The organism is Collinsella sp. wc0529, assembly GCF_046116875.1.
Classification (GTDB): Bacteria; Actinomycetota; Coriobacteriia; order Coriobacteriales; family Coriobacteriaceae; genus Collinsella.
Genome location: NZ_JBJXBO010000001.1, coordinates 949,904 through 975,336, shown reverse-complemented (window position 1 = coordinate 975,336; position 25,433 = coordinate 949,904). Strand labels below are relative to the sequence as shown.

24 protein-coding genes and 1 riboswitch are annotated in these 25,433 nt (G+C 60.6%); of the genes, 1 reads left to right on the top strand and 23 read right to left on the bottom strand.

Annotation, left to right across the window (positions count from 1 at the left end; all coding sequences use genetic code 11):
- Positions 1-15: 15 nt before the first annotated feature.
- The 10 genes from argJ to ACKUTP_RS04035 all read right to left on the bottom strand — a co-directional run bounded on the left by argJ (position 16) and on the right by ACKUTP_RS04035 (position 11,724).
- On the bottom strand, positions 16-1,284 hold the full coding sequence (gene argJ, locus ACKUTP_RS04080; RefSeq protein ID WP_192919502.1) for a bifunctional glutamate N-acetyltransferase/amino-acid acetyltransferase ArgJ: 1,269 nt from the start codon (positions 1,282-1,284) through the stop codon (positions 16-18).
- Between the two features lie 134 nt (positions 1,285-1,418).
- On the bottom strand, positions 1,419-2,489 hold the full coding sequence (gene argC, locus ACKUTP_RS04075) for an N-acetyl-gamma-glutamyl-phosphate reductase (protein ID WP_161144648.1): 1,071 nt from the start codon (positions 2,487-2,489) through the stop codon (positions 1,419-1,421).
- Positions 2,490-2,746: 257 nt separating this feature from the next.
- Positions 2,747-3,157 carry a pyridoxamine 5'-phosphate oxidase family protein gene (locus ACKUTP_RS04070; RefSeq protein WP_117745769.1) on the bottom strand — a complete coding sequence of 137 codons (411 nt, stop codon included), beginning with the start codon at positions 3,155-3,157 and terminating at the stop codon, positions 2,747-2,749.
- Positions 3,158-3,201: 44 nt separating this feature from the next.
- The gene (locus tag ACKUTP_RS04065; RefSeq protein ID WP_409063608.1) at positions 3,202-3,648 is read right to left on the bottom strand and encodes a pyridoxamine 5'-phosphate oxidase family protein; all 447 of its coding nucleotides are present in this window, start codon (positions 3,646-3,648) and stop codon (positions 3,202-3,204) included.
- A gap of 30 nt (positions 3,649-3,678) precedes the next feature.
- Positions 3,679-4,479 (bottom strand): energy-coupling factor transporter transmembrane component T family protein, encoded by an 801-nt coding sequence (locus ACKUTP_RS04060; protein WP_409063607.1) that lies wholly within the window; start codon positions 4,477-4,479, stop codon positions 3,679-3,681.
- Positions 4,479-6,383, bottom strand: a complete 1,905-nt coding sequence (locus tag ACKUTP_RS04055) for an energy-coupling factor transporter ATPase (protein ID WP_409063606.1) — start codon at positions 6,381-6,383, stop codon at positions 4,479-4,481. Before ACKUTP_RS04055 ends, ACKUTP_RS04060 begins: the two co-directional genes overlap by 1 nt.
- Positions 6,380-6,970: an ECF transporter S component gene (locus ACKUTP_RS04050; RefSeq protein WP_055252299.1), complete on the bottom strand. Its 591-nt coding sequence runs from the start codon at positions 6,968-6,970 to the stop codon at positions 6,380-6,382. Before ACKUTP_RS04050 ends, ACKUTP_RS04055 begins: the two co-directional genes overlap by 4 nt.
- Before the next feature lie 5 nt (positions 6,971-6,975).
- Positions 6,976-7,168: riboswitch (FMN riboswitch) on the bottom strand.
- Between the two features lie 398 nt (positions 7,169-7,566).
- Positions 7,567-9,204, bottom strand: a complete 1,638-nt coding sequence (gene groL, locus ACKUTP_RS04045; protein ID WP_006234938.1) for a chaperonin GroEL — start codon at positions 9,202-9,204, stop codon at positions 7,567-7,569.
- A 96-nt stretch (positions 9,205-9,300) separates the two neighbouring features.
- Positions 9,301-9,594 (bottom strand): co-chaperone GroES, encoded by a 294-nt coding sequence (groES, locus tag ACKUTP_RS04040; RefSeq protein ID WP_022094351.1) that lies wholly within the window; start codon positions 9,592-9,594, stop codon positions 9,301-9,303.
- Positions 9,595-10,086: 492 nt separating this feature from the next.
- Positions 10,087-11,724, bottom strand: coding sequence for an amidohydrolase (locus tag ACKUTP_RS04035; protein ID WP_409063605.1), 1,638 nt, complete (start codon positions 11,722-11,724; stop codon positions 10,087-10,089).
- Positions 11,725-11,892: 168 nt separating this feature from the next.
- On the opposite strand from ACKUTP_RS04035, the gene ACKUTP_RS04030 reads away from it, so the two are divergent.
- On the top strand, positions 11,893-13,356 hold the full coding sequence (locus tag ACKUTP_RS04030) for a M20 family metallopeptidase (protein ID WP_409063604.1): 1,464 nt from the start codon (positions 11,893-11,895) through the stop codon (positions 13,354-13,356).
- Positions 13,357-13,462: 106 nt separating this feature from the next.
- On the opposite strand, the gene ACKUTP_RS04025 is transcribed toward ACKUTP_RS04030, so the two are convergent.
- From ACKUTP_RS04025 to ACKUTP_RS03965, 13 genes are all read right to left on the bottom strand, one after another.
- On the bottom strand, positions 13,463-13,960 hold the full coding sequence (locus ACKUTP_RS04025; protein WP_161115103.1) for a DUF2752 domain-containing protein: 498 nt from the start codon (positions 13,958-13,960) through the stop codon (positions 13,463-13,465).
- Positions 13,953-14,561, bottom strand: coding sequence for a DUF4234 domain-containing protein (locus ACKUTP_RS04020; protein WP_138339567.1), 609 nt, complete (start codon positions 14,559-14,561; stop codon positions 13,953-13,955). Before ACKUTP_RS04020 ends, ACKUTP_RS04025 begins: the two co-directional genes overlap by 8 nt.
- 195 nt (positions 14,562-14,756) lie before the next feature.
- Positions 14,757-16,073: a zinc-ribbon domain-containing protein gene (locus ACKUTP_RS04015; protein ID WP_409063603.1), complete on the bottom strand. Its 1,317-nt coding sequence runs from the start codon at positions 16,071-16,073 to the stop codon at positions 14,757-14,759.
- A 149-nt stretch (positions 16,074-16,222) separates the two neighbouring features.
- Complete coding sequence (locus ACKUTP_RS04010; RefSeq protein ID WP_195624941.1) at positions 16,223-17,245, bottom strand: YitT family protein; 1,023 nt, start codon at positions 17,243-17,245, stop codon at positions 16,223-16,225.
- A gap of 209 nt (positions 17,246-17,454) precedes the next feature.
- Entirely contained in the window at positions 17,455-17,970 is a 516-nt protein-coding gene (locus tag ACKUTP_RS04005; protein WP_409063602.1) for an Asp23/Gls24 family envelope stress response protein, read from the bottom strand.
- A gap of 44 nt (positions 17,971-18,014) precedes the next feature.
- A complete protein-coding gene (locus ACKUTP_RS04000) occupies positions 18,015-18,392 on the bottom strand; it encodes a DUF2273 domain-containing protein (protein ID WP_040358983.1) in 378 nt (125 codons plus the stop codon).
- On the bottom strand, positions 18,385-18,930 hold the full coding sequence (locus tag ACKUTP_RS03995; RefSeq protein WP_409063601.1) for a hypothetical protein: 546 nt from the start codon (positions 18,928-18,930) through the stop codon (positions 18,385-18,387). Before ACKUTP_RS03995 ends, ACKUTP_RS04000 begins: the two co-directional genes overlap by 8 nt.
- 166 nt (positions 18,931-19,096) lie before the next feature.
- Entirely contained in the window at positions 19,097-19,903 is an 807-nt protein-coding gene (locus tag ACKUTP_RS03990; RefSeq protein WP_006234926.1) for a YebC/PmpR family DNA-binding transcriptional regulator, read from the bottom strand.
- A 164-nt stretch (positions 19,904-20,067) separates the two neighbouring features.
- Positions 20,068-22,251 carry a DUF6020 family protein gene (locus tag ACKUTP_RS03985; RefSeq protein WP_409063600.1) on the bottom strand — a complete coding sequence of 728 codons (2,184 nt, stop codon included), beginning with the start codon at positions 22,249-22,251 and terminating at the stop codon, positions 20,068-20,070.
- A gap of 135 nt (positions 22,252-22,386) precedes the next feature.
- A complete protein-coding gene (lgt, locus tag ACKUTP_RS03980; RefSeq protein ID WP_409063599.1) occupies positions 22,387-23,208 on the bottom strand; it encodes a prolipoprotein diacylglyceryl transferase in 822 nt (273 codons plus the stop codon).
- A gap of 109 nt (positions 23,209-23,317) precedes the next feature.
- Positions 23,318-23,596, bottom strand: a complete 279-nt coding sequence (locus ACKUTP_RS03975) for a NifU family protein (RefSeq protein ID WP_099432127.1) — start codon at positions 23,594-23,596, stop codon at positions 23,318-23,320.
- Positions 23,597-23,768: 172 nt separating this feature from the next.
- The gene (locus ACKUTP_RS03970; protein WP_099432128.1) at positions 23,769-24,293 is read right to left on the bottom strand and encodes a dCMP deaminase family protein; all 525 of its coding nucleotides are present in this window, start codon (positions 24,291-24,293) and stop codon (positions 23,769-23,771) included.
- Positions 24,294-24,377: 84 nt separating this feature from the next.
- On the bottom strand, positions 24,378-25,229 hold the full coding sequence (locus tag ACKUTP_RS03965) for a type III pantothenate kinase (RefSeq protein ID WP_409063598.1): 852 nt from the start codon (positions 25,227-25,229) through the stop codon (positions 24,378-24,380).
- Between the last annotated feature and the right edge of the window lie 204 nt (positions 25,230-25,433).

The following is a 25,433-nucleotide window of genomic DNA, read 5'->3' as shown; positions in this document are numbered from 1 at the left end:
CAGCGTGCCCGGAATCTAGGAACGGTAGTCGCCGTTGATGGAGATGTACTCATGCGTGAGGTCGCAGGTCCACACGGTCGTTGCCGCGTCGCCTGCGCCCAGGTCGGCCGAGATCACGATCTCGGGCGCCTCGAAACGTCGTAGAGCCTCGTCCTCATCAAAGGGAACAGTCAGACCGTCGCGACAGACAGGCATGCCCATCATGTCGATGGAAACGTCTTCCTGATTAAACTTCACGCCGCACTTGCCAAGCGCCATGGCAACACGGCCCCAGTTGCAGTCGTGGCCGGCGATGCAGGTCTTAACGAGCGGCGAGTTGGAAACGGCACGGGCGGCGATATCGGCCTCCTCGTCGTTCACGGCGCCGGTAACGTTGACCGTAACAAGCTTGGATGCGCCCTCACCATCGGCGGCGATATTGCGCGCCAGGCTCTCGCACACCTCGTGCACGGCAAATGCCAACTCGTCGAAGGCATCGGAGCCCTCGACGATAGGCTCGGCATCTGCGGCAGCGGCGCCGGAGGCAAGCATGATGCAGGTGTCGTTGGTCGAGGTGTCGGAATCGACCGTTACCTTGTTAAAGGTCTGCTTGACGGTCGAGAGCAGCAGGGCATGAAGTGCCGCAGGCTCGACGGGGGCATCGGTAGTAATAACCGCGATCATGGTGGCCATATTGGGCATGATCATGCCCGAGCCCTTGCACATTCCGCCTACCGTATAGACATTGCCCGCATGACCCGCAGCCTCGCTGACATAGGACACGGCGTACTCCTTGGAGTGCGTGTCAGTCGTCATGATGGCGCGAGCGGCATCGGCGCCACCGTGGGCGGAGAGCGCCTCGTAGGCAGCAGGAATGGCGGTCTCAAACGTGTCGATCGGCAGAATCTGGCCAATCACGCCCGTGGAGGCAACCAGAATCTGCTGGGGCTCGCAGCCGATGACCTGCGATGCGATGCTGCACGTCTCGCGCGCGCATGCAAGGCCGGTCTCACCCGTGGCGGCGTTGGCATTGCCAGAGTTGACCGAAACGCCGGCGATGATACCGTAACCCTTGTCGGCACCGCCCAGGTTGGCACGGCTCACTTGCACGGGCGCCGCGCAAAAGCGATTGGTGGTAAACACGCCGGCACCGGGACAGGGTTTATCGGGCACGACGAGCGCGTAATCCAAACGCTCGGGGTTCTTGCGGAACCCAGCGTGGATGCCCGCAGCTTTAAAACCAGCCGCAGCCGTAACGCCACCCTCGACGGCGCGAATCTTGATATCAAACAGCTCGGTATTCATCGTCTTTATGACTCCTTATGTCAAACAAAAAACGGACATCGGTTGGTGCGCCATGCCAGTCGTGATCATGAGACCAGCTTAAGAGTGGCGCCCCACTCGATGCCCGACTACCAAATCGTTAACAATCGAATGTGCTACACCGGGCACGCCACTGTGGGCAAGCCTCGTCGCTCGTCAAAGCCAAAGACGATATTGGCGCACTGGACTGCTTGGCCCGCAGCGCCCTTGCACAGATTGTCGATGGCGCCCGTCGCCACCAGCACGCCCGCGCGCTTGTTGAGCGCGAGGCCGATCTGGGCGGCGTTGGTGCCGACGACCGAAGCCGTCTTGGGCTGCTGGCCGGCGTCGAGCACACGCACAAAGGTGCGTCCAGCGTAGAACTGCTTGTAATAGTCGACAACATCCTCAAGAGCCAGGGAGTCGATGGCCTGCGGCGTGAGCGGCAGCGTCACCGTGGAGAGCAGGCCGCGCTTGAGCGGTGCCAGATGCGGGGTGAAGACGACGCGATCGGTCAGGCCAAGGATTTGCTCAATCTCGGGCGTGTGGCGATGCTTGCCCACGCCGTAGGCCTCCAAGTTCTCGTCAGCGCTGCAAAAATGCGTACGAGCGTTGCAGGACTTGCCGGCACCCGTCACACCGCTGATGGCATCAACGATCACGGGGCCGCTCTGGGCAACCCAGCCAGCGCGCACGGCGGGCGCGGCGGCAAGGCTCGTTGCGGTGGGATAGCAACCGGCGCAGGCGACCAGCACGGGTTTGCCGTCGGCATGGCTGGAAGCAGCGGTCTCTAAGTCCTGGCAGAACAGCTCGGGGAGGCCGAAAGCACGCGTCTTGAGCAGCTCGGGGCTCGTATGCGCGGCGGCATACCACGCCTCGAACACGGCCGGATCGCTCAGACGGTAGTCGGCAGACAAATCGAAGCAGGAAACGCCTGCGGCAAGGAGCGCGGGCACCTGTGCCATGGCAGCCGTGTGCGGCACAGCAAGAAAAACCGCATCGCAGCTCTTGAGCTCGGGGGCGTCGTGCGTGGTAAAAAGCAGATCGCTCACGCCGGCAAAGCTCGGATAGACCGAAGACAGCGGCTGGCCAGCATCGGCGTTGGACGTAATGGCGACAAGTTCAAACTCGGGATGGCCGAGCACGAGGCGAATGAGCTCGGCTCCGGCATATCCAGCCGCGCCGACGATTCCAACCTTTAAAGACATATCAGACTCCTTGTCTGCGATTTATGCACCGATGCGCATTTCGCAGTGGTCGTTATGAAGTGGGTTGAAACTTTAGCACCAAAAGATGCATGAACACGTAAATGGCTTGCATATTCATGCATTGAAACAATCCCGACACATTCGCTTGAAGGAATTGACAAATGGAGCGGGCCCCGTATTGACCGGCGCTCCTAACGGCACCGGGCAATACGGGGCCCGCCCATGCGAAAACCAAGTTGTTAGGATGAGCCAGCCGGCTAGAGCTCGACCGGCACCCATTCGTCGTGATTGCAGATAAAAGCCTCGGGATCCTCGACGCTAAAGAAGACGAGCGTGGGGTCGTTAGGCCCCTCATAGTGCTCGCCCAGGTGCTCTAGATGCTTCCACCCGGCTTCGCGCATTTCGTCTAAAGCCCGGTCATCCAAGCCGGCACGCCCGCGCAAGATGAGCCAGCCATGGCCCGGCCACCAACTCGTGGCCTCAAAGCGCTGGTTTTGCAGCAGCTCCTGCCACACATCTTTGGTGCGCGCCGTCACAAACCACAGCTTGCCGTCCTGAATCTGTGCAAACGAGAACGGACGCACATGCGGCTGCCCGTCCACACTCGTCGCCAGATACCACGCCGGCACCGACGTCAGATACTCCAGCACCGTATTCAATCCGTCCACGTTTCCTCCTGTACTAGCTAGTTTGGGAGCCTGGTTTGTGCGAGCTAGAGCTCCTGGCGCTCCTCGCTGCCGTCGATATCACAGAAGCGCGCGGCAATATTGCGGACCGAAAAGAAAGCAAGGCGGCCGTCGTTGGCACTCTCGTGTTCCGCGCCAATGCCCACCATGTGCTTAAAACCCGCTTGACGCACCTTGTCGCTCGCAACTGCGTCGTCCTCAAGTGCGGCTTCGCCGGTCAATACGATCCAACATTCCCCCGGCTTCCAGCCCGAGAGCTCAAACTTGGGATTCGCGCTCAGCTCCGCCCACACATCTTTGTCGCGCGACGTACAAAACCACAGTTTACCGTCATCGACCATGGCAAACGAAAACGGCCTCACGCGAGGCTGATGCCCGTCGGCTACATCGGTCGTGGCCAGATACCACGCCGGAATGCGCCTGAGATACGAACAGGCGCGCTCAAGCTGAGCCGTGCGGTCGTTGTCGATCATAGGGACCCCTTTCTTGCGCTCGAATCGCGCCTAAACAAGTTGAAGGTTGATGACGATGACGCAGATGAGCAGCAACGCCGTCACCACCGCCGCCAACGCATCGCCGCGGCCAAACGTAAGTGCATGCAGACGCGTGCGTCCCTGTTCGCCGTGATAGCAACGCGCATCCATGGCGGCCGAAAGCGTCTCGGCATGGCGGAACACGCCGGTGAACAGCGGGATCGCCACACTGCCGAGCATGCGTACGCCACCGAGCGGACCGCCCGTCACGCGCGCACCGCGGCTTGCCTGTGCATCGGCCGTCTGCTTCATCTCAGTGGCAAACTGCGGCATAAAGCGTAGCGCGATACCCATGATCATGCCGAGCTCGTGCGCAGGAAGTCCCACACGCGCAAACGGCGCGAGCAGGCGCTCAAAGCCCGCGGTGAGGTCGAGCGTCGGCGTGGTGAGTGTAATGGCGCTCATACCGGCCATCATCAACGCCAGGCGGCACGCCATAAAGGCGGCAGAACGCAGTGAGCCCTCGCTTATCTGCAGAAAGCCGAGCTGCCACAGGATGCGCCCACTCTGATCGGTAAACAAGTTGAGCACCGCGACCACGACGACGATTGCCAGCAGCGGCGCCATCGACGACAGAACGCGACGAACCGGCACCCGAGACACGGCATAGGTCAGCACAACGAAAATTGCGACCGGGGCCAGTCCGCGGAAGCCACTGACCGTGAGCGTCGTGATCAGAAACACAAAGCCCAAGAGCAACTTGGTTCGCGGGTCCAGGCGGTGGATTGCACTATCGCCGGGATAGTAACTGCCAAACGAAAACGCCTCCATCAGCAGCCCTCCTCTCGCGCGACCGTCTTGGAATTAGCAATGTCCGCGACGTTAGAAGGACCGCCCGAGCGACCGATTAGCAGGTCCACCAACTCGTCTGCCAGCGACTCAACCGTATAGAGGCCGTCAAAGCGCAGCGGCACGCCTGCCTTCGCAAGCGCCAGCGCCATGCGCTGGGCAGCGGGAACACCCAAGCCGATTGATTTAAGCTCATCCGCATGCGCAAAAACCTGAGCGGGCGTGCCTTCGGCAAACACCGCGCCCTCGTTCATCACGACGATGCGGTCGCAGCAATTGGCCAGGTCATCCATGCTGTGCGAAACCATGACAACGGTCAGGCCCTCGCGATGGAGTCGATCGATGAGCCCTAAGAAATCCCTGCGCGCAGCCGGGTCGAGCCCCGCCATGGGTTCATCGAGCACCAGGACTTCGGGCTCCATGGCGAGCACGCCGGCGAATGCCACACGCCGTTGCTGACCGCCCGAAAGCTCAAAGGGACTCTTGTCGCCGACCGTGGAAAGGTCGAGGCCCACGCGCGAGAGCGACGACTCGACACGACGGTCGACTTCATCTTGCGGCAAGCCAAGGTTGTGCGGACCAAACGCCACGTCCTGTGCCACGGTTTCGGCAAACAGCTGACGCTCGGGATATTGAAACACCACGCCGACCTTGGCCTTAACCGCGGCGGCGTCTTTCTTGTTTGATAGATCGAGCTCCAGCGCGCGAACGGATCCCTCCTGGGGGCGAATCAAACCGTTGAGATGCTGGACCAGCGTCGACTTACCCGAACCGGTATGACCTGCCAAGCCCAGGAACTCGCCGCGACGCACCGTCAGCGATACATCGCGCAGCGCCCACGGGCTGCTGGGGTCGTTTCCCCAAAGGGCTTGTTTGTTCGATTTGCCCGCAGTGGCCGAGCGCTTGTGCCAGCGGTGGCGCTCGCGCGGACTGAGCGAATAACTGTACGAAACATGGGATAGTTCGATGACGGGCTCCGACGCGTTGTCCTCGTTGTCTACCGGAACAGTGCCGTCAGCGATTTCCAACTGGGATGCGGAAGACTGTCCCGCGGTGTCTGCCCCACTTCGCTCGGCATAAGCCTGCGCAATCTCAGCGACCATATCCACCTCGCGCACCTGCGCATGAACAGGCACGCCCTTCGTACGAAGCGCCATGCCCAGACGACACGACTCCGGCATATCCAGGTTGAGCTGCGCAAGCTCATCCGCCCGCGTCAAAATTTCCTCGGGCGTACCGAGCATGGCAACGTGCCCCGCCCGAAACACCGCGACACGATCGGCCTCGGCGGCTTCTTCCATAAAGTGCGTAATCATCACGATGGTCATACCGCGAGCGTGCAACGCGCGGCAAGCCTTCATGAGGCCCTTACGCCCACGCGGATCGAGCATCGAGGAAGCCTCGTCCAAAATGAGAACGCGCGGTTCCATGGCAAGCACGCCGGCAAGCGCCACGCGTTGCTTTTGGCCACCCGAAAGCGCATGGGTCTCGTGGCGCTCAAAGCCCACCAGGCCCACGCCCTTCAGCGCCTCGCGTACGCGCTGCGCAATTTGTGCCGATGGCACGCCAAGGTTTTCGGGACCGAACGCAACGTCATCTTCGACAAGCGTTGCCACCAGCTGATCATCGGGATTCTGGAATACCATGCCCGCGGTCGAACGAATGTCATAGACCAGCTCGAGGTCGGACGCATCCATACCGTTGATACGCACCGTGCCCGCATCGGGCTGCAACAGTGCATTCAGATGCTTGGCAAACGTCGACTTGCCCGACCCATTACCACCGAGGATGCAGAAAAACTCGCCGTCCTCGATGTTTAGATCGACGCCGTCGAGCGCCGGCACGGCACCGTCATAGCTAAAGGAAACGCCCCGACACTCAATCATGCGCGGCCTTTGACCTGGTCCTTCTTGGGCGTGATGAGGTTGGAGACCGCCTTGTACACCGCAAGCGTCAATACCGAGTTAAGCACGGTCTTGATAAGGTTGAACGGCAGCACGGCAGGAATCATAAGCGGGGCGATCACATCGACCGAGCCATACCAGAACCATACGCCAATGGTAAGATTTGCGACCATAGACAACGCCGTAGCGGCAATAACGCCGAGCACCAGGCCAATCACGGCACCCTTATAGGTATGCATCTTCTGATAGACGATAGCCGCGGGCAGAATGTAGCCCAGCGTGGCAACCAGGTTCATAAGCGCACCGACCCAGTCGCCCGTGGTAAGCGCATGGATAACAATCGCCATAGCGGCAACAGCGGTGCCGGCACCAGGGCCATACGCAAATCCACACACCATCGCCGGCACCAGCGACGGGTCATACGTCAAAAACGGCGCCGAAGGAAGGATGGGCAGCTGCACGTACATAAACAAGGCGCCCAAGGCGCACATCAACGCCATGGTAACGAGCTGTTTGGTGCTCCACCTATTCGTGTTCTCAAAATGGATATGCTGTGACTGTTCAGACATAAGATCACCTGCCTCTTTCATCCGGACTCTAACCGTTGGTACTGGGATCTCACCAGTTCAGCCGGCATGCGAACCAACGCACGCACGGGTCGCGGGCTCATCGGCTCGGCCGCAGGCATCTCGTCTGCGCCACGGCACCCCTTTGGCACCGCCCGATTTACCGCCAGTGGGGAATTCCACCCCGCCCTGAAACAGCAACTGCAAGTGTAGCACGAGAGGGTATTCGTGCAAGTATGCTGAGGCTAATTTATGGCGGGAGGGGAACGCTCCAGAAATGCGACCGGGACAAGTTAACGCGATAACCACGTTCTCCGTCCACGCCAAAGTAACGCGCCTTTCGCGGCAAAGCCGCGAAACAGCGACCGGGACACGTATCCCTATCGACCACATCCTTCTCCGCCCGCCGACCTCAAGGCCGTAAACGCAGGGAATCCGGGGGCGGGACGGGGCTTCTCTCCGGAATATTCCGCAGGACGCAAAGAGGCTCCGCAGCGCGAAGCGCGATGCGGAGCCTCTTTGCATGTCCGAGGACGTTCCGGAGAGAAGTCCCCGTCCCGCCCCCGGATTCCCGGTGGGAGTTCTAGACCTTGTCGGCCTTAGTACATACCGCCGCCCTGCTGACCAGCGGTAGCAGCAGCGATAGCGTCCTCAAGCTGAGTGTTCTTGGGCACATCGGAGACGGTAGCCTCGGTGATGAGGATCAGGCTGGCGACAGAAGCAGCGTTCTGCAGGGTGACGCGGCTGACCTTGACGGGGTCGAGGACGCCCATCTCGATCATGTCGCCCCACTCGCCGTTGGCAGAGTTGAGACCCTGGCCGGCGGGCAGCTCGGCAACCTTGTCGACCACGACAGCGCCCTCAAAGCCAGCGTTCTTGGCGATGGTAGCGACCGGAGCGGTCAGAGCCTTCTTGACGATGTCGACACCGATCTTCTCCTCGGGGTCGTCAATCTCGACAGCATCGAGCGCAGGAGCAGCGTCCATGAAGGCGACGCCGCCACCGGCGACAATGCCCTCCTCGACAGCAGCACGGGTAGCCTGCAGGGCGTCCTCGACGCGGTGCTTGATCTCCTTGAGCTCGGACTCGGTAGCAGCGCCGACCTTGATGACGGCAACGCCACCGGAGAGCTTGGCCAGGCGCTCCTGGAGCTTCTCGCGGTCGAAGTCAGAGGTGGTGTTCTCCATCTCGCCCTTGATCTGAGCGATGCGAGCGTCGATGGCCTCCTTGGAGCCAGCGCCGCCGACGACGACGGTGTTGTCCTTGGAGATGGTGACGGACTTAGCGGTACCGAGCATATCGGCGGTGATGTCAGCGACCTTCACGCCCAGCTCGTCCAGAGCGGCCTGGCCACCGGTGAGGACGGCGATGTCCTCGAGGATGCGCTTGCGGCGATCGCCGTAGCCCGGAGCCTTGACGGCGCAGACGTTGAGAGCGCCACGGATCTTGTTGAGGACCAGGGTAGGCAGAGCCTCGCCGTCGATGTCCTCAGCGATGATGAGCAGGCCACGGCCAGCGCGCTGGACAGCCTCGAGAACGGGCATGATGTCCTGAACGCTGGAGATCTTCTGGTCGGTGATGAGGATGTACGGATCCTTCATCACGGCCTCCATGCGGTCGTTGTCCGTGACGAAGTAAGCGGAGACATAGCCCTTGTCGAACTGCATGCCCTCGACGGTGTCGATGGTGATGTCGAACGTCTGGGAATCCTCGACGGTGATGACGCCGTCCTTGCCCACGACCTCCATGGCCTCGGCGATCTTCTCGCCGACCTCGGGGTCACCGGCAGAGATGGTACCGACGGAAGCAATCTGCTCCTTGGTCTCGACCGGCTTGGCCTGCTTCTTCATCTCGGCGACGGCGGCGTTGACGGCCTTGTCGATGCCGCGACGGATGGCCAGCGGGTTAGCGCCAGCAGCAACGTTGCGCAGACCGTCGTTGACGATGGCCTGAGCGAGCAGGGTTGCGGTGGTGGTGCCGTCACCCACGGTGTCGTTGGTCTTGGTGGCGACCTCCTTCACCAGCTGGGCGCCCATGTTCTCGATGTTGTCCTCGAGCTCAATCTCCTTGGCGACGGAAACGCCGTCGTTGGTGATGGTCGGAGCACCGAACGTACGCTGCAGCGCAACGTAGCGACCCTTGGGGCCCATGGTGACGGTTACGGCGTCGGCCAGAGTGTTGACGCCCTTGGCAAGCTTAGCGCGGGCATCGGTGTTGAACGTAATGTTCTTTGCCATGGTAGGTAATCCTCCAAAAGAAATGTGACTCGCGTCGCCGCTTCCGAGTCCTATGCGGCGGGCGCGTTCAAAGACGAATCAGAGATTCTGACGAGACTAGGCCTCGACGACAGCGTAGATGTCGTCGGCGCGCATCAGCAGATACTTCTCGCCGTCGACCTTGACCTCGTTGCCACCGAACTTACCGTAGATGACAACGTCACCGACCTTGACGTCCATGGGGATGCGCTCACCCTTGTCGTTGACCTTGCCGGCGCCAACGGCAACGATGGTGCCGCGCTGCGGCTTCTCCTGGGCGTTGCTGGCGATGTACAGACCAGAAGCGGTCTTCTGCTCGGCCTCGTCGGGCTTGACCAGAACACGATCTGCAAGCGGCTTCAAAGACGACATGCTTGTCTCCTCCTTTTTGGGCCGCGTGGTTATGCCACGCGAATTAACCCTTTTTGTTTGCGTACGCGTTGAATGGTACCCACGAATGGCGGGTTATACAACACGGAGTCAAAAAATCTTATTTTTTGGCACTTAGATTTTCTGAATGCCGGGGGATAACTTAGAAGTGGCTCCCGGGGCGGACCGGAGGGCATGAAGTTTGCTGCTCTACAGTCCTGCGCAAGACGGAAAGCACATTAAGTGCTTTCCTTTGCGTGCGGAACTCGCGACAAACTTCATGCCCTCCGGTCCGCCCCGGGAGCCAGGTTGACTAACTAGGGCCCGGAATTCAGAGAAGTCAGTGCAGCAAAATGGCGATGCGGATGGAATGCACAAGATAGGGGCACGTTGTTGGGACGCGCTCTTTTAAGTTGCGGTGGAATAGTTCCTGTTTTTGGGCTTGAAGGCCGATTTTAGGGACTATTTCACCGCAACTGAGGTGTGGATGTGGGGTTAGCGCTCGTAAATCAAGTTACCTGCCAGGTAGGTGGCCTGAACCTTGGTGGCTTGCAGTTCTTGGGGGTCGATGGTGAGTGGGTTTTGATCCAGGACTACCAGGTCGGCGTATTTGCCGGGTTCCAGGCTGCCGAGGTTTTGCTCGTCGCCCGCTGCGTACGCGCTGCCCAGGGTGTAGTTGCGCAGGGCTGTTGCTGCATCGATGCGCTCGCTCGGCAGCCAGCCGCCCTCGGGCCAGTGGCTTTTGGGGTCCTGGCGCGTGATAGCCGTGTAGAGCACGTTCATGCTGGTAACAGCTGTGATAGGGCTGTCGGTACCGAAGGCTTGGCGAATGCCGCGCTGCTTATAGGTCGCAAACGGCCACATGATGCGGCTGCGCTCCAGGCCCAGATCGCGCTCGGGGCCGCCCGGGTCGAGTGTAATGTGACAGGGCTGGCTCGAGGCAACGACGTTAAGCTTGCGTAGACGATCGATGTCCTCGGGCAAGAGGTTCTCCAGATGCTCGAGCGTGTTATGACTGTGCTGGGGCAGGCCATACAGTTCGGCGGCCTCCTCAAAGATATCGAGCGCGGCATGGATGGCACCGTCGCCAATGACGTGGATGCGCACGGTGTGACCGCGCTCCGCGGCAGCGAGGACCAGTTTGCGCATACGCTCGGCAGGAACCGTCAGGCGACCTTGATCGCCCGGGAAGCGCGGGTTGGTATAGGGCTCGGTGAGATAGGCCGTGTGTTCGCTCGACACGCCGTCGAAGAACTGCTTAAAGCCTGGCGCCGAAAGCAGCGCGTTGTTCGCGTAACGTACCTGCAGCTCTTCCAAGCGCGATTGGTCATCCAGCAGCGTGGGAAACAAATGGGCTCGGATGCCCAACTTGCCGGCTGCCTGCAGTTTGTCGTAGACGTCGTCGCGGATAAAATCGCAGCCCGGCATGGGCATGAGCGACATATCGCATATCGAGGTGATGCCCTGCTCGGCCATCCGCCTCATTTGATCGGCGTAAGCGCTTGCGATGCGATCCTCGCCCAGCCACTCAAGGCAGCGCGGTAGCAGCTGCATGGCAGCCGCCTCGTGAGCAATACCCGTGAGCTCGCCGTTTGCGTCCTTGTCGTAGCTACCGCCCGCTGGTGGCTCGCTGTCGCGCGTGACGCCGAGTGCATCGAGTGCGCGGCTGTTGAGCCACAGCGTGTGCCCGTCGCCCGAATACATAACACAGGGACGATCGGGGAATGCCACATCGAGCGACGCCTTGGTAGGATGCTCGCGCGGGTCCCAACGGTAGTCGCGCCAGCCCTGCGTCACAACCCAAGCGTCGTCGGGCAGGTCCTGGGAAAACTCGAGCGCATGTTGCACCAGCGCCGCCTCGGACGTGCCCATATCCATGAGCATGTACGGCGAGGAACCGACCGAGGTATGGGAGAAGTGCAGATGAGCGTCATGGAAACCGGGGCAGACAAACTGCTCGCCGTAGTCGATAACCGACGTAGCGGCAGGAGCGGCGGCGATCACGTCATCGGGCGCACCGACTGCGACGATACGGTCGCCTGCGATGGCAATCGCCAGCTCGCGGGTGGTATCGATGCCGTCTTGCGCGGTAAAGACGTTCTTGGAGCGGATAATCCGATCGATATGTTGCATGGGCATCCCCATCTCTGGCAGGAAATTCAACACCCCCGAGTGTACTCCCCCGCCCTTGTAACAAAACCCCAAGCGGCAAACGGCAACTTTACCAGCCCTAGCGGCAGGTGGCATACTGGAGAGAGCCTGTACGATTTTGCGATCAACCCAGCAAGGAGCAAATCGACCATGACGAAGACCAAGGCACAGCAGATTATGGCGGCGACCGAGGCTCGCGCGGCTGACGACGTCACCGCGGCCATCCAAGATATCGCTACCGAGTTTGAACCATATATCATCAAGCAGCGCCGGCACTTCCATAAGCACCCGGAGCTGAGCCTCGCCGAGGAGCGCACGACCTCCGACATCGCCAACCAGCTCGACGCCATGAATATCCCCTACGAGCGTCCCCTTAAGACGGGCCTGGTGGCAACGCTTCGCGGCACCGCGCCCGACGCCTATCGCGAGGACGGCACGCCACGCCGCCGCATCCTGCTGCGCGCCGATATCGACGCCCTGCCCGTTACCGAGCAGACCGGCGAGGAGTTCGCCAGCGTCAACGAGGGCTGTATGCACGCCTGCGGCCACGACTGCCATATCGCCATGATGCTCGGCACGCTGCAAATCCTGCGCCATATGACCGACGACATCCACGGCGAGGTCCGCATCGTCTTCCAGCCCAGCGAGGAAAACGGCCAGGGCGCCAAGCTCATGATCGGCACGGGTGTGCTCGACGGCGTCGATGGCGCCTACGCCGCGCACATCTGGAGCGAGGTCGACGCCGGCACCGTGAGCTGCGAGCCCGGACCGCGCATGGCCAATACCGACTGGTTCCGTATCGACGTACGCGGCACCTCGTGCCACGGCGCCATGCCCCAGCGCGGTCACGACGCCGTTATGGTGGCCGCAGAGATCGTCAACGCCCTGCAGACCATCGTCTCGCGCGAGATCAGCCCCTACGAGCCGGCTGTCATCACCGTCGGCGAGCTGCACGGCGGCACCGCACGCAACGTTATCGCCGGCACGGCCTACCTCGCCGGCACGGTGCGCACCTACGGCGATTCGACCCACGAGGAAATGCCGGAGCTCATGCGCCGCATCGTGGAGCATACCGCGGCCGCCTTGGGCGCCGAGGCAGAGCTCACCGACTACACCATCGCCAACTACAAGGTCGAAAACGACGTCGCCTCGAGCGAGCGTTGTCGTCAGGCCGTGGTCAAGTGCTTGGGCCCCGCGGGCGAAGGCCATTATCGCGGCACGCTTTCGGGCGAGGACTTCTCGGAGTACCTGCGCCGCGTGCCGGGCGTGCTCGCCTTTGTTGGCACGCGCAACCCCCAGATTGGCGCCACGTACGCCCAACATTCTTGCTTCTACAAGATTGACGAGACCGTGCTGGCAAAGGGCTCCATGGTGGCCGCCCAGTATGCTATCGACTTTTTGGCCGAGCCCACGCAAGAGGAGCTCGACGGCCCCACGATCGCCGCGGTTGCCGAGACCAACCCCGACTTGGCCGCCAAGCTGCGCTCTGCCAAGGCCACGGCCGCTGAGGCGCGCGACGCCATGCACGATGCTCGCACCGCCCGCCATGCTGCAATCAAGGGCATCCACGATGCGCGGGCTGCCGCTCGCCACGAGGAAAAGCGCGACGAGTAGCCGTCACGCCCATCCATAACAGCCTGGCTAAAGCAAAGCGGGGGCGGACGTTATCTCAACGTTCGCCCCCGCTTATGTGTCGACCGTTTTTCTAGCGCGTCCTCCGTCATGCCAGGTAAGAGCGAAGGATGGTGAGCCAGCGTGGGGGTTCGAGGTGGATGATATCGTCGGGAACTCCGGCGGGCGCATAGCCGCCAAAGAGCAGACCGGCATCTGCCGGATTGACGAGGCGCACGATCCATACGACGACGACCAGCACGCACAACACGGTGACCGCAATGTCGATACCACGCTTTAGCTTGCTCGATGCCACCTCCTCGCGCACGAACGCGAGCACAAACGCAATCGGCACCACCCAAAACAGCGGATGGTAGGCAAAGGCAGCCGCATAATCGAGGCGCAGCGCCGCCAGCCACGCCCTCGTCATGCCGCATCCCGGACAAGGAATGCCCGTCATCAATCGAAAAATGCAGCCAATGTCGAGCAGGTAGAGCGCGAGCCAGGCGACAAAGAGCGCGCCGGTGCAAAAAAGGGCGCGGCGAAGGAGCTCTGCCGTGCCCCTATGTCCCTGGAAGCTGTTCACGCCGCCCTTATTGTTAGGCACGAGCGCCAAGGCGAGTGTTGTAAGCCGTTGCCATGGCATTGGTATTATTGATGACGATGTTCATAGCGAAGATGGGACCAAGGCCGCACAGGAGCGCGCCGAAGATCTGCCACAGAAGAACGGTGGTGCCGTTTTCCTGGAACACCAGGCCGTAGCGAGGAGCGTTGGCCTGCAGGCGGTTGCCAATCTTGTAATACCAGTAGTACGCGTAGAAGCCGCAGGTCACAAACGATAGAAGGATGAATTCCGCCAGACCCGGCGTGTAATCGCCGTCATCCTGACACAACGTGTTGACGTCGCGTGCCAAGCAATACAGGAAGTAGAACGAATAGATACCGCAGGTCACAAGAGAGAGCAGCAGCCAGCCGATCAGGCTGCGGTCAGCCTTAATGGGGTCATAGCCCATCGGAGCGGATGCGGACTGTTGGGCGTATTGACCGGTGTACTGCTGCTGAGGCTGGGGCGCGGGCTGAATAGCCTGGGCCGGAGCGGGCTGGGGCTGCGGGGCCGCAGCGGCAGAAGCGGCACCAACGGCGGATCCGCAAACAGGGCAGAATTTGGCATCATCCGAAATGGGAGAACCACAAGTGGGACAGAACATGAGCCTCTCCTTTTCCTAAGGCGTCGCACGCCTTCAAACCTTACACGTCTACGTTCTCAACAATAGCCGCGGCGTTGTTGCGCAACATTGACCAATTTCCGAGAAATTTTGCTGCAACCGTTTTCCCAGGCATTTTCTTGCTTTCGCAGTAGAAAAAGGCACCCCGGGCTCAGTTGCCCAGGGCGCCTCGACCGGCTATTCGGTTTGATTGTTTTCGGCAGCAGGATTATCGCCCGGCTCATCCGCCGGCGTGGCAACGGCATCCCAATCGGGCTCCGCAGGCGTCGCCTCGGACGCCGGTGCGGGGACAGGAGCAGGTGCCGGGGCAGGGGCAGGCGCGGGTGCCGGGGCAGGTGCAGGCGCGGGCGCCGGGGCAGGCGCAGCACCAGTGGCTGCCGTGGGATTGAATCCCGCAGGAGCAGGCTTCTTCTCACCCGGGAGCACAAAAGTCAAAACGTCGTCCTTGTCCTCATCGGCCCATTCGCTTGCATAACGTGCAGCCCAATAGCCAACGGCACGGTGCTTGAGCATCTTGCCAAAGACCGTAAGGAACACCGTGACGAATGCAATCAGCACCAGGAACAATACGAGCGTGACACCACCGGCGGTAACAATCGCCTCGATACCCGTGGGGCGATAGTAATAGCCGTACGCGCCAATTCCGGCGATGGCACCAAAGATAGCTGTCAAGATCCACGTAATGGCGTTGGAAACCAGGCCCGTCAAAAACTCGGGAAGGAACGAAGCACAGAACAGCTTGGTCTTGTTGTGCTTAAAGGCCGCCCAGACCTTATCGAGCGAAAACGCGCTCTCGACGCGCCCGGTCACCGCAAAGTGCATCACGGCAATGTCGGCGAACATCTTAAAGAAGACACCCAGAATCGCCGAGGCAATTAGCGCCAGGACAAGCAGGCCAAGCGAGCCAAACAGCGCAGCTTCGAGCGCATAAGAGCCGTAATACGAATACGAGCCTGCGGCGCCAATTACCGCGCCCTCCGCCAGCGAAAGCACTACACCGATAACGGGAATGGCAGCGATAACCTCGAGCACGACCGAAATAACGCTCGAAAAGACTCCGAGACCAAACGACGTGGAACGCATCAGCGGACGGTCCATGCCGTCATCGACCTTGAGCGACAGATCACGGCCCCACTCGATACCAAAGCCGGAACCGCACACACTCGCAATGCAAGCTGCCAAAAAGCCGATGGCAGCCGCAATGCCGCCAATAACGGGAATAAACAGCACGAGCACCGACACAACGCAAATCAGCGCCGGCAAAAACGCGATTTGGCATACACGCTGAAGCACGCCCGGAGTCTTAGTCATATCTTGGAACGCCTGAGCCACACAGCCCTTTGGCGCATTCGCCACGGGCGGTTGCGGAACAAACTGCTGGGGCTGAGGCTGTCCCTGGGGAGCGGGGCCAGCGGCACCGGCATTAGGAGCGCCACACACGCCGCAGAACTTGTCGTTATCGCCCATGGGGGCGCCACACTGCGAGCAGAACATAGAATCATCCCTTCGTATCTTGAACGAATCACTTGGATCGCAAACGATGTCTTTAGCATCATTATTGCCCAATGTGGGGTCAAATACTCAAAGATGACCGATTTGCAAGGTACACGGCGCCAGCAGGCGGTTCGTTGAATACGTCTGTGCTAGTTCGTTCCGCGGAAGCCCTTGCCGACGATCTCGGAGCTGTCGACGATCGTGATAAAGGCACCCGGATCGACTTCGCGCGCATAGCGGCGCAGTTGCACGGCCTCGCGACGGCTCAGCACGCTCATGATCACCGTCACACACTTGCCCGAGAAGGCACCGTAGCCCCGGCTGATGGTCGCCGTGCGGTTGAGATGCTTGACGATAAACTCCTCGACCTTAAGGGGTTCGGAGCAAATGACCGTGCAGACCTTACGAAGATGGATGCTCTCAATGGCTTTGTCGACCACAAGCGTCTTGGCAAACAGGCCGAGCACGCAATACAGACCGACACGCGGACCATACAAAAAGGCCGCGATGGCCACGATGCCGATATCGACCAACAGCAGCGCGCGGCCAATCTCGAGCGTGGTGCGGCGCTTGAGGATCATGGCGAGGATGTCCGTGCCGCCCGTCGAGGCGCCAATATCAAAGACGATGGCGCTGCCGAGCGCCGGCAGTATCACGGCAAAGCACAGGTCGAGCCACATATCGCCCGTCATCGAGACATCGGTCGGAATAAAGAGCTCAAACAGCGAAACATAGGCGGACAGCGCAAACGAGGCGAAGACGCTCCACAGGATTGCCTTGCGTTCCAAAAAGATAAAGCCCAAAACGACGAGAACCGCGTTAATAATCCACATAAAGACGCCGACGGGCAGGGTCGGGAACAGCGTGGACAGAATGACCGACACGCCCGAGGTGCCGCCAAAAGCAAAGTGATTAGGGGTTTTAAACGCAACGATGGCGAAGGCCGTAAGAATCAGGCCCAGATTGAGCTCGGCAAAAAAGCGCGGGAAGCCCGGCTCCTGGCTGCGCTTTTGACCGGCACGCTCGCCGCGCTCGATATCGGTGCGATCGACCACGCGCTCCATCGGCACCACGGGAGGACGATGCATCTCCTCGGCAGCACGCGATGCTGCCTCTGCCGCGGCAGCCTCAATCGCCCATGCCTTACTTTCTGTTTCGTGCTCGTCAGCCATTACGGCAACCCCTCGTTAACAATTTGGAAACAATGCGCCCATTAGGGTAACGCGGAACGCGACGATTGCAACCCCTAGCTAGACGAGCGGTATGCCTACATCGGGGGGGCATACAAATAACGGCCGGCCACGCTTTTGCTTGCGCGGTCGGCCGTTTAACGTTTTCGCAGATAAAACCTGCCAAAACAAACCTGTCCCTTTTTGGAAGGTTATTCGTGCTGGCTGGTGCGGTGCTCGTACTCCTCGGGGGTGATGACGTCCTCGATGCGCAGGTTGACGCCCGCCACCTCAAGGCCGGTCATCGCGGCAAGGCGCTCGGTCACGCGCGCCTTAACGTCGTCGAAAATCGCGGGCGCATAGGCGCCGTACTCGATAATGACGGAGATGTTGACGACCACGCGATTGTCATCGGTGACCTCGACCGTCACGCCCTTGGTCAGATTCTCAGCACCAAACTGCTCCTGCACAAAGTGCATGAGGTTACCCTTCATGCCCAGAACGTGCGGAACCTCGCGGGTGGCCATGGCAACGATCTTCTCGATCACGCCGTTGGAATAGGTCAGCGAGTCCTCGGACTCGTCCGCTTCCTCGTCATCCTCATCCACATCGGACTCGGCCTCGACGAGCGCATCATCCTCGAACGTTACGCCCTCGGCCTCGGCGGCGACGGCCTCGTCTGTCTCGAGCTCGGTATCGGCTACATCGACCTTCGTATTAAAAGCCATGGTTCCTCCTTATGCCTGCCGCGGATGCGACAGTCGAATACATATTAGCGGCCACTAAACAGACGGCCGAAGAAGTTGACGATCCCGTTCTCGCCGTCGCGAATCTGGCCGATCACAGCGCCGATCAGCACGAAGAATGCAATGACGAGCGTGTCCCACAGGCCCAACGTGAGAACCAACACGGCGAGGATAAAGCCAGCGACGGCGCCGAGCGTGGTGTTGGGATGACGCACAGCATAGCTCCAGATGGCAGCGCCCGTACCCTTGATGAGACCCATAGCCTCGTCAAAATCCGCGGCTGCCGCGTCTTGTAACTCGGTTGCCTCTGCTTTGGAATCAACAGGTTCGCTCGCCGGCGTGGCGCTCTGGTCAATCGTCAGGCGCGGCGTACGAGCGGTCTTATCTTGATTGGTATCACTCACCGGAAACCTCCACGGTCTGGACGGTAGTCTTGGACGGCAAAAAACGGACGCGCGTGGTCGTACCCGGCGTGCCGAGCATGGTGTCGCAAGCTTCCTCGATGCGCTGCTGCATCGCGGTAGCCAGAGATGCCACGTCCTTATCGTCAAGCGCGATAGCCTCGACCTTAAATCGGACGTGCGAATCGTCGGAGCCTTGGACGCGGGCCTCGACATGCTCGACCATCACGCGGTCGTCGCGCTCGGCAGCAGCCCTAGCACACGAAGAAAGCGCCGCAAGGGTGACCTCGATATTGCGCTCCCCCGCCGGATGCACACAGGACGGCTCGCGACGAGCAAACATCAGGCGGAAGAAGCTTACCAGCACGCCGATCGCCACAACTCCGCCGCATGCCGTCACGACAATGCGCGGCATGGGGTCGCGCATCAGCAGCATAAAGCGATACGTATACGGCCCCCAAAACTGGCAGACAAGCGTACCCAGCGCCACGATGGCGGCGGCAAGATACACAATCGCTAGGGCTCGTTTGAGTACGCGCACGTGGCGCTCCCTTCAAATCTCGGCACTCGAAATACAAAACGGTTCGCATCATTATAAAAGAGCCGGGTCCGGTGCTCTACGCACGCGGATCCGGCTCATCTATTCCACGAGGCTTGCATGCTCGCTTCATTATGCCCAGATATGCACGGCTTAACCCGTGCGAGCGCTACTCCTCCTCGAGGGCAGCGATGACCTCGTCGGTCATGTCCATGGTGCTGTAAACATCCTGGACGTCGTCGAGCTCCTCAAGACGGTCGATGAGGCGCTGAACCTTCTTGGCGTCGGCGCCGGAGACCTCGGTCGGGGTGGTCGGGACCATGGTGGTCTCGGAGCCCTTGACCTGGACGCCCTGCTCCTCGAGCGCCTTGGAGACAGCCATGACCTCGTTAGCAGTAGTCCAGACGATCCACTCCTCGCCGGCATCCTCGTAGTCCTCGCCACCGGCCTCGGCGATGGCCATCATGAACTCATCCTCGTCACCGGCAGCACCGTTGGCGATCATGGTCTCCTTCTTGGCGTTCTCGTCCAGGATCTCCTTGGCGACGACGATCTGGCCCTTGCGCTCAAACTGGAAGGCGACGGAGCCAGAGGTGCCCAGGTTGCCACCAGCGTGGGAGAAGGCGGAACGGACATCGGCGGCGGTACGGTTGCGGTTGTCGGTCAGGCAGTCGACGTAGACGGCGACACCGGCGGGACCGTAGCCCTCGTACACGATGTTCTCGTAGACGGCGGCGTCAGCACCCGAACCAAAAGCCTTGTCGATAGCGGACTTGATCTTGTCCTTAGGCATGGACTGAGCCTTGGCCTTGGCAACGGCAGCGGCGAGGCTGGCGTTGTTCTCGGGCAGCGGGTCACCGCCGAGACGGGCAGCAACGGTGATGTTGCGGCTGAGCTTGGAGAAGAGGGCGGAACGCTTGGCGTCCTGCGCGCCCTTACGATGCTTGGTTGTGGCCCACTTAGAGTGTCCGGACATACGTGTCTCCTATCGGTTTCGACCTAAAGCCCAGCGCAGATGCTCGGGCAATATAAACAAACGTCGTTATGATATACCTACTGGCCTGCGAGATAAACCCCAAAATGAAGGCGTCGTGATGATGGCCCCTTTGGTGCAAAGAAACCTGACCTCAATGCACCAAGTTAGGACCAGAGGAAGTCGCTGCGGGTGACGGTGGCGCCGATGGCGAAGGGCATGCAGGCGATGACCGGATACAGGTAGCGCATGTAGGTCGAGCCGTTGCACGGACCAATCAGGCACACGGCGAGCACGCCCAACAGCGGCACCCAGATCGCCAGTGCACGCCATGAATGACGACGCAGCAGGTAGACCACCACGGCGATCATGATCCACACATAGGTGGCCGAGCTCATGGTGAGCGAGATAAAGGGAACACGCTGCACCGCCACACGGTACAGATTGATCAGGTGGTCACACCAGCGCACCACGTTGCTGTCAACCGGATGGAAGTCGAAGTACTTGAGGTTGTCGGGACGCGCCATGATCTCGGCACTACGCGCCGTGCTGTAAACCCAGGCATCGCGCGCGCTCGGATAAAAATAACCATAGTAGTTATTGATAAGCGCCGAAATATAGCACTCGGGATCCTTCTTAAACATCTGAGCCCATACCTCAAAATAGGCATCGATGTCCTCCTGCGAGGCGTACTCGTTAAAGCAATTTTTGACGGCATCGGACTTGTCGGGGTTGTAGCGGCGGCCCAGGTTCTCGTACTTGAGCACACGGTCGATCACGGCACGCTCTTCGTCGGTCACCGAACCGTCGCAGGGCGCCTCTTCAATCGTACCGTCGTCCTTGACCTTGGGGTTGACGCCCGAGTTGAGGCCGTCGTGCTTTTGGACGAAACGAGCCGTCTGCTGGAACGGAATCGAGAGGATTTCGCGCTTGGAACCAGGCGTAATGTCGTGCGCCGGCATAAACACCTTGGTGAAGTACATATTAGAGGCAAGGCAGAGCGCGAGCACCGCGAGAACGCCAACCCAGCGGAAACGCGGGATGGCGCCCGAAGGCGCAGCACCAGTCTGCTTGGCTGCACGACGAGCCACATGCGCGTCCCATACGCAAAACGCCGCCGCGATTACGCATGCCGCCAGGGGAAACACCAGGCCGCCGTTGCGCAGGAACGTGGAACCCATGGCGCCCAGAGCGAGCAGCAGCCAGTCGTGGCGCGCAAAGAGCACGGGGGCTTTCTCGCCCGCTCGCTCGGCATTGGCATCACGACGGGGCAGGCCACATGCCACGAGCTTGACGGTCTGTACCAGCAGCACCAAGAACGCGTCGGCAAAGAGCACGTCTTTGGTGAGCAACACCGCGTAGTTAGAGAACATCGGCATAAACGCAAAGAACAGCAGGATCGCACCGCGAACCGGCAGGCTCACGCCCAGTTTGCGCAGCGACGAAATGGAATAGGCCATGCAGGCAGCCGTGATGACAAATTGAGCGCAGGTATAGATGGCAAGACCCGCGTTAGCGCTGTTGAACAGCGAAAGCCCCAGCTGAACGCACGAGCCGATAATGGCCGTGTGCACTACGGGATGATGCCCGTTGAGCAGCACGTTGGGGTTGAGTAGGCGCAGATAGTCGCTCGTGCCGTTGGGATAGTTGAACCACTGGCGAATCTGCGCGCCCGTATCTCCCATAAAAAGGCCAGGCAGCGAAGCGATGAGCGTGGGCGCCCAGGCGATCATAAGCACCAGGAAGGGCCCGGCAAAGGGATGGACCGAGAGCACGGCGTGAGTCACACGCCATACGCGGCCAAAGTGCGCCTCGGAAAACGGAATGCGCCGAGAGCTCAGCCAATCTAGACACTCAAAGGCAAGGTAGAAGGCAACGACCGCCAAGAGCATCCAGCCCGCGCCGCCAATCCAGGCGCAGATGATGCGGGCTTTGTCGCCAAGGACAATCTCGGCCGAGTCGGTGAGATCGTAGCTGCGGCCGAACACCATGCAGATGGCGAAGAACAGCGACGGCAGAATGATCGATGGACGCCAGGTGTCGCCACGGCCAAAGAACACGTAGCGAAACGGCAAGGTGAGCAGGCAGGCAAGTGCAAGCAGCATGACCGCGTCGGTATGGCCGGCAAACGAGAGGAGCACCTCGTAGCACACGTACAGCATGCCCGAGGCTTTGGGGTCAATCGCCAAGACTGCGTTGCTCGACACCGGGGCGGGATCGATGGAAAACGCCGTGGTCGCCAACAGCGCGAGCAAAAATGCGATGAGCGTCTGCTTGGCGGGGTAGCGCTTAAACCAGACGATGCGGGCAGCGTCGCGCGCAGCCGTTGTGGAGAGATCGGAATCCTTCACAGTCCAAAGAGCCTTTCTAGAAACCTGCCAAAAAGGGACAGGTTTATTTTGGCAGGTTTTATCTGGGGAAACGTTATTGTTCTGTCATCGTTGCCCAGCAAACCACCACAAAGGTGCCTGTCCCCTTTGTGGTGGTTAGGCGTCGAGGTAGATGCGCTGGGGTTGGTTGCGGCGACGAGCAAAGATGATGAGCGCCAGGCCTGCAATCACAAGTGGCAGGCTCAGTAGCTGACCCATGGTGATGACGCCGCCCAGCAGATAGCCCAGCTGGGCATCGGGCACGCGCACAAACTCAATGAGGAAGCGGACGATGCCGTAACCCATCACAAACACGCCCATAAACGTGCCTTGGGGCAGTAGCGGCTTTTTGCGGCTGAGCACCTGCAAAATGCAAAAGAGCACGATGCCCTCAAGAAATGCCTCATAGAGCTGGGAGGGGTGACGCGGCATATTGCCCGCGGTGCCGCCAAAGATCACGCCCCAGGGCAGATCGGTCGGCTTGCCCCACAGCTCACCATTGACAAAGTTGGCACAACGGCCCAGACACAAGGCCAGCGGCGCGCCTATGACGGCAAGGTCTGCCAAAGTCCAGGCATCGAGCTTATACATGCGGCACACGATGATGCCACCGATAATGCCGCCCACCAAACCGCCATGGAAGCTCATGCCGCCCTCGTTGGTGGCAAAGATCTCGAGCGGGTGCGCCCAGTAGTAGCCATCACCGTAAAAGACGACGTAGAACAGGCGCGCACCGATAATGAGGCCAAAGACCACGCCGACCACGACACTCGTCAGGTCGTCAATCGTGATGTTAAAACCCCAGCGACGCTGCGTGCGGTACATGACGACCGCCGTGAGCAGAGCGCCGACCACGTAGGCCAGGCCGTACCAGTAGATGGTGATGGGGCCCGCCGAGATCGCGACAGGATCAAGCATATGGTAGAAGTCGTTGAACATGTCGACCCTCCTACTCCCTACATACAAATGCGGCCGCGGGCCTTGCGCTCGCAGCCGCATATTTGGGCGTAACGTCTATGCGGAGTATGCCGTCCGCAGCTTTCGCATCTTAGAACGGCGCGTACTCGTCGTACAGGTCGTCGGTCTCACCGGAGGCATTAACCTGCTCCACGCGGGTAACGCCGGGCACATGCTCCTTGAGGATGCGCTCGATGCCCATGGACAGGGTCAGCGAGCTCATGGGGCAGCCGGCGCAAGCGCCCTGCAGCTCCAGCTTGACGACACCCTCGTCGTCGACGCCCACATACTCCATATCGCCGCCGTCGGCCTGCAGGTTGGGGCGGATCTCTTCAAGAACCTTCTTAAGCAGCTCTTCGTTAACAGCCACAGGGGCTCCTTTCTCACAATTACGCGGGCGCGCCCGCGGACAGAAGCTATGTTACTACAGCCATGTACCCGCTCACGAGCCGTCCATGCGCGCAGACGCGACTTTCACGAGTAGTCAATTTGGGACGGGGCTCTTTTGGCTGCCTTTTGTTGCCAGCTGGCGTTGCCACGCGCTACTGCTGAGCCTGCCCCTCGGTGCCGATGTGAACATCGACGATAACCTGGCGGTAGCTAATGCCGCAAGAATCGAGGATGCGGCGGCTGATGCGTCCATCATCAGTGTCGGCGTACTTGTTGTCCAGGTAGACGACCTCGCCCACACCTACCTGCGCCAGGATCTTGGCACAGTCGTGGCACGGGAACAGCGTGACGTAGACCGTGGAACCCTCGAGATCCTTGAGCGAGCCACGGTAGTTGAGCACGGCGTTTGCCTCGGCATGGACCACGTAGTTGTGCTTGTCCTGCAGCGGGTCGTCGCTCGTACCCCACGGAAAAAAGTCGTCGTTGAGCGCCGAGGGCGTACCGTTGTAGCCCACCGAAAGGATGCGGTGGTTGGTGCTGGCGATGCACGCACCCACCTGCGTGTTGGGATCCTTGCTGCGGCGCTGCGCGGCGATGGCCACGCTCATAAAGAACTCGTCCCAGCTAATGACGTCCAGGCGCTTGCCTGACGAAGTTTGATGAAGATCGTCCGACATGGCAGACACCTCCGAAATCGCAATAGTTTGACCTATTGTAGCAGGTGAAAGGTGGAGGCGTTTGTCCCACCGGCGCCCTCACTTTTACACGCGGCGGGGCTTTTGGTTGATGCGGTAGAGCTCGGCCAGTCCTCGCAGCGTCAGCGCGTCGTCTACCGTCAGGCTATGGCCGACCAACGCCGCGAGCGCCTCGGCATCATCGCCGGTGATGATGATGGGCACGCTGCCCTCGCCCGCCGCCTTGGTCGAGCGCATCTCGGCAAGCACCATATCGAGCATGCCGTCGATGCGGGCCACCTCGCCCAAGACCACGCCCGAGCGCATGGCCTCGCGCGTGTTGCGACCGATCACATGCGTGGGTGCCGAGGGCTCGACCTGCGGCAGGCGCGCCGCAGCCGCCGAAAGCGAGCGGGCGCCAAGTGCCAGACCCGGCGCGATGACGCCGCCGACAAAGGTTCCGTGCGTATCGATGACCTCGATATTGGTCGTAGTGCCCAGGTCGATCACGATGCACGGAGAGCCGTAAACGGCCCGGGCCGCCACGGCGTCGGCGATGCGGTCGGGACCGATCTCGGCCGGGTCGTCGTAGTGGACGGGCATGCCGGTCTTGAGGCCCGGCCCCACCGTGAGCACGCGCCCCGTGCAGGTGCGGGAAAGTGCCGCCTTCCACGGACGCTCGAGCGCCGGCACCACGCAGCTCAGCACTGCAGCTGCGGGAACGAGCGCGCCGGGCATGCCCGCATCAGCCGCCAGCGCGGCCATGACTTGAGCGAGACGCATACGCGCTTCGTCGGCCGTAATGCTCGACGGCGTGGTGATCTCGCACGTCGCAAGCGGGCATTCCTGCGCCGCGGCCGAATCCTCGGCAAACAGGCCAAAGCGAATGAACGTGTTGCCCACGTCGACCGTCAATATATATGCGCACCCATTAAGCATCGTCGGCGCTCCTTTCGTCTGCCCAGCAGTATATCCCGTAGGCAAGGCAGTCAATTTGGGATGATTATTCTGGGACGGGGATTAAAAAATCATTAGGTACACAATGATTTTTTAATCCCCGTCCCAGAATAATCATCCTTTGGCCGAGCCTGGGTCAGCTAAAAAAGCCCCGTCCCAAATGAGCTGCCTTGCGGCTATACTGGT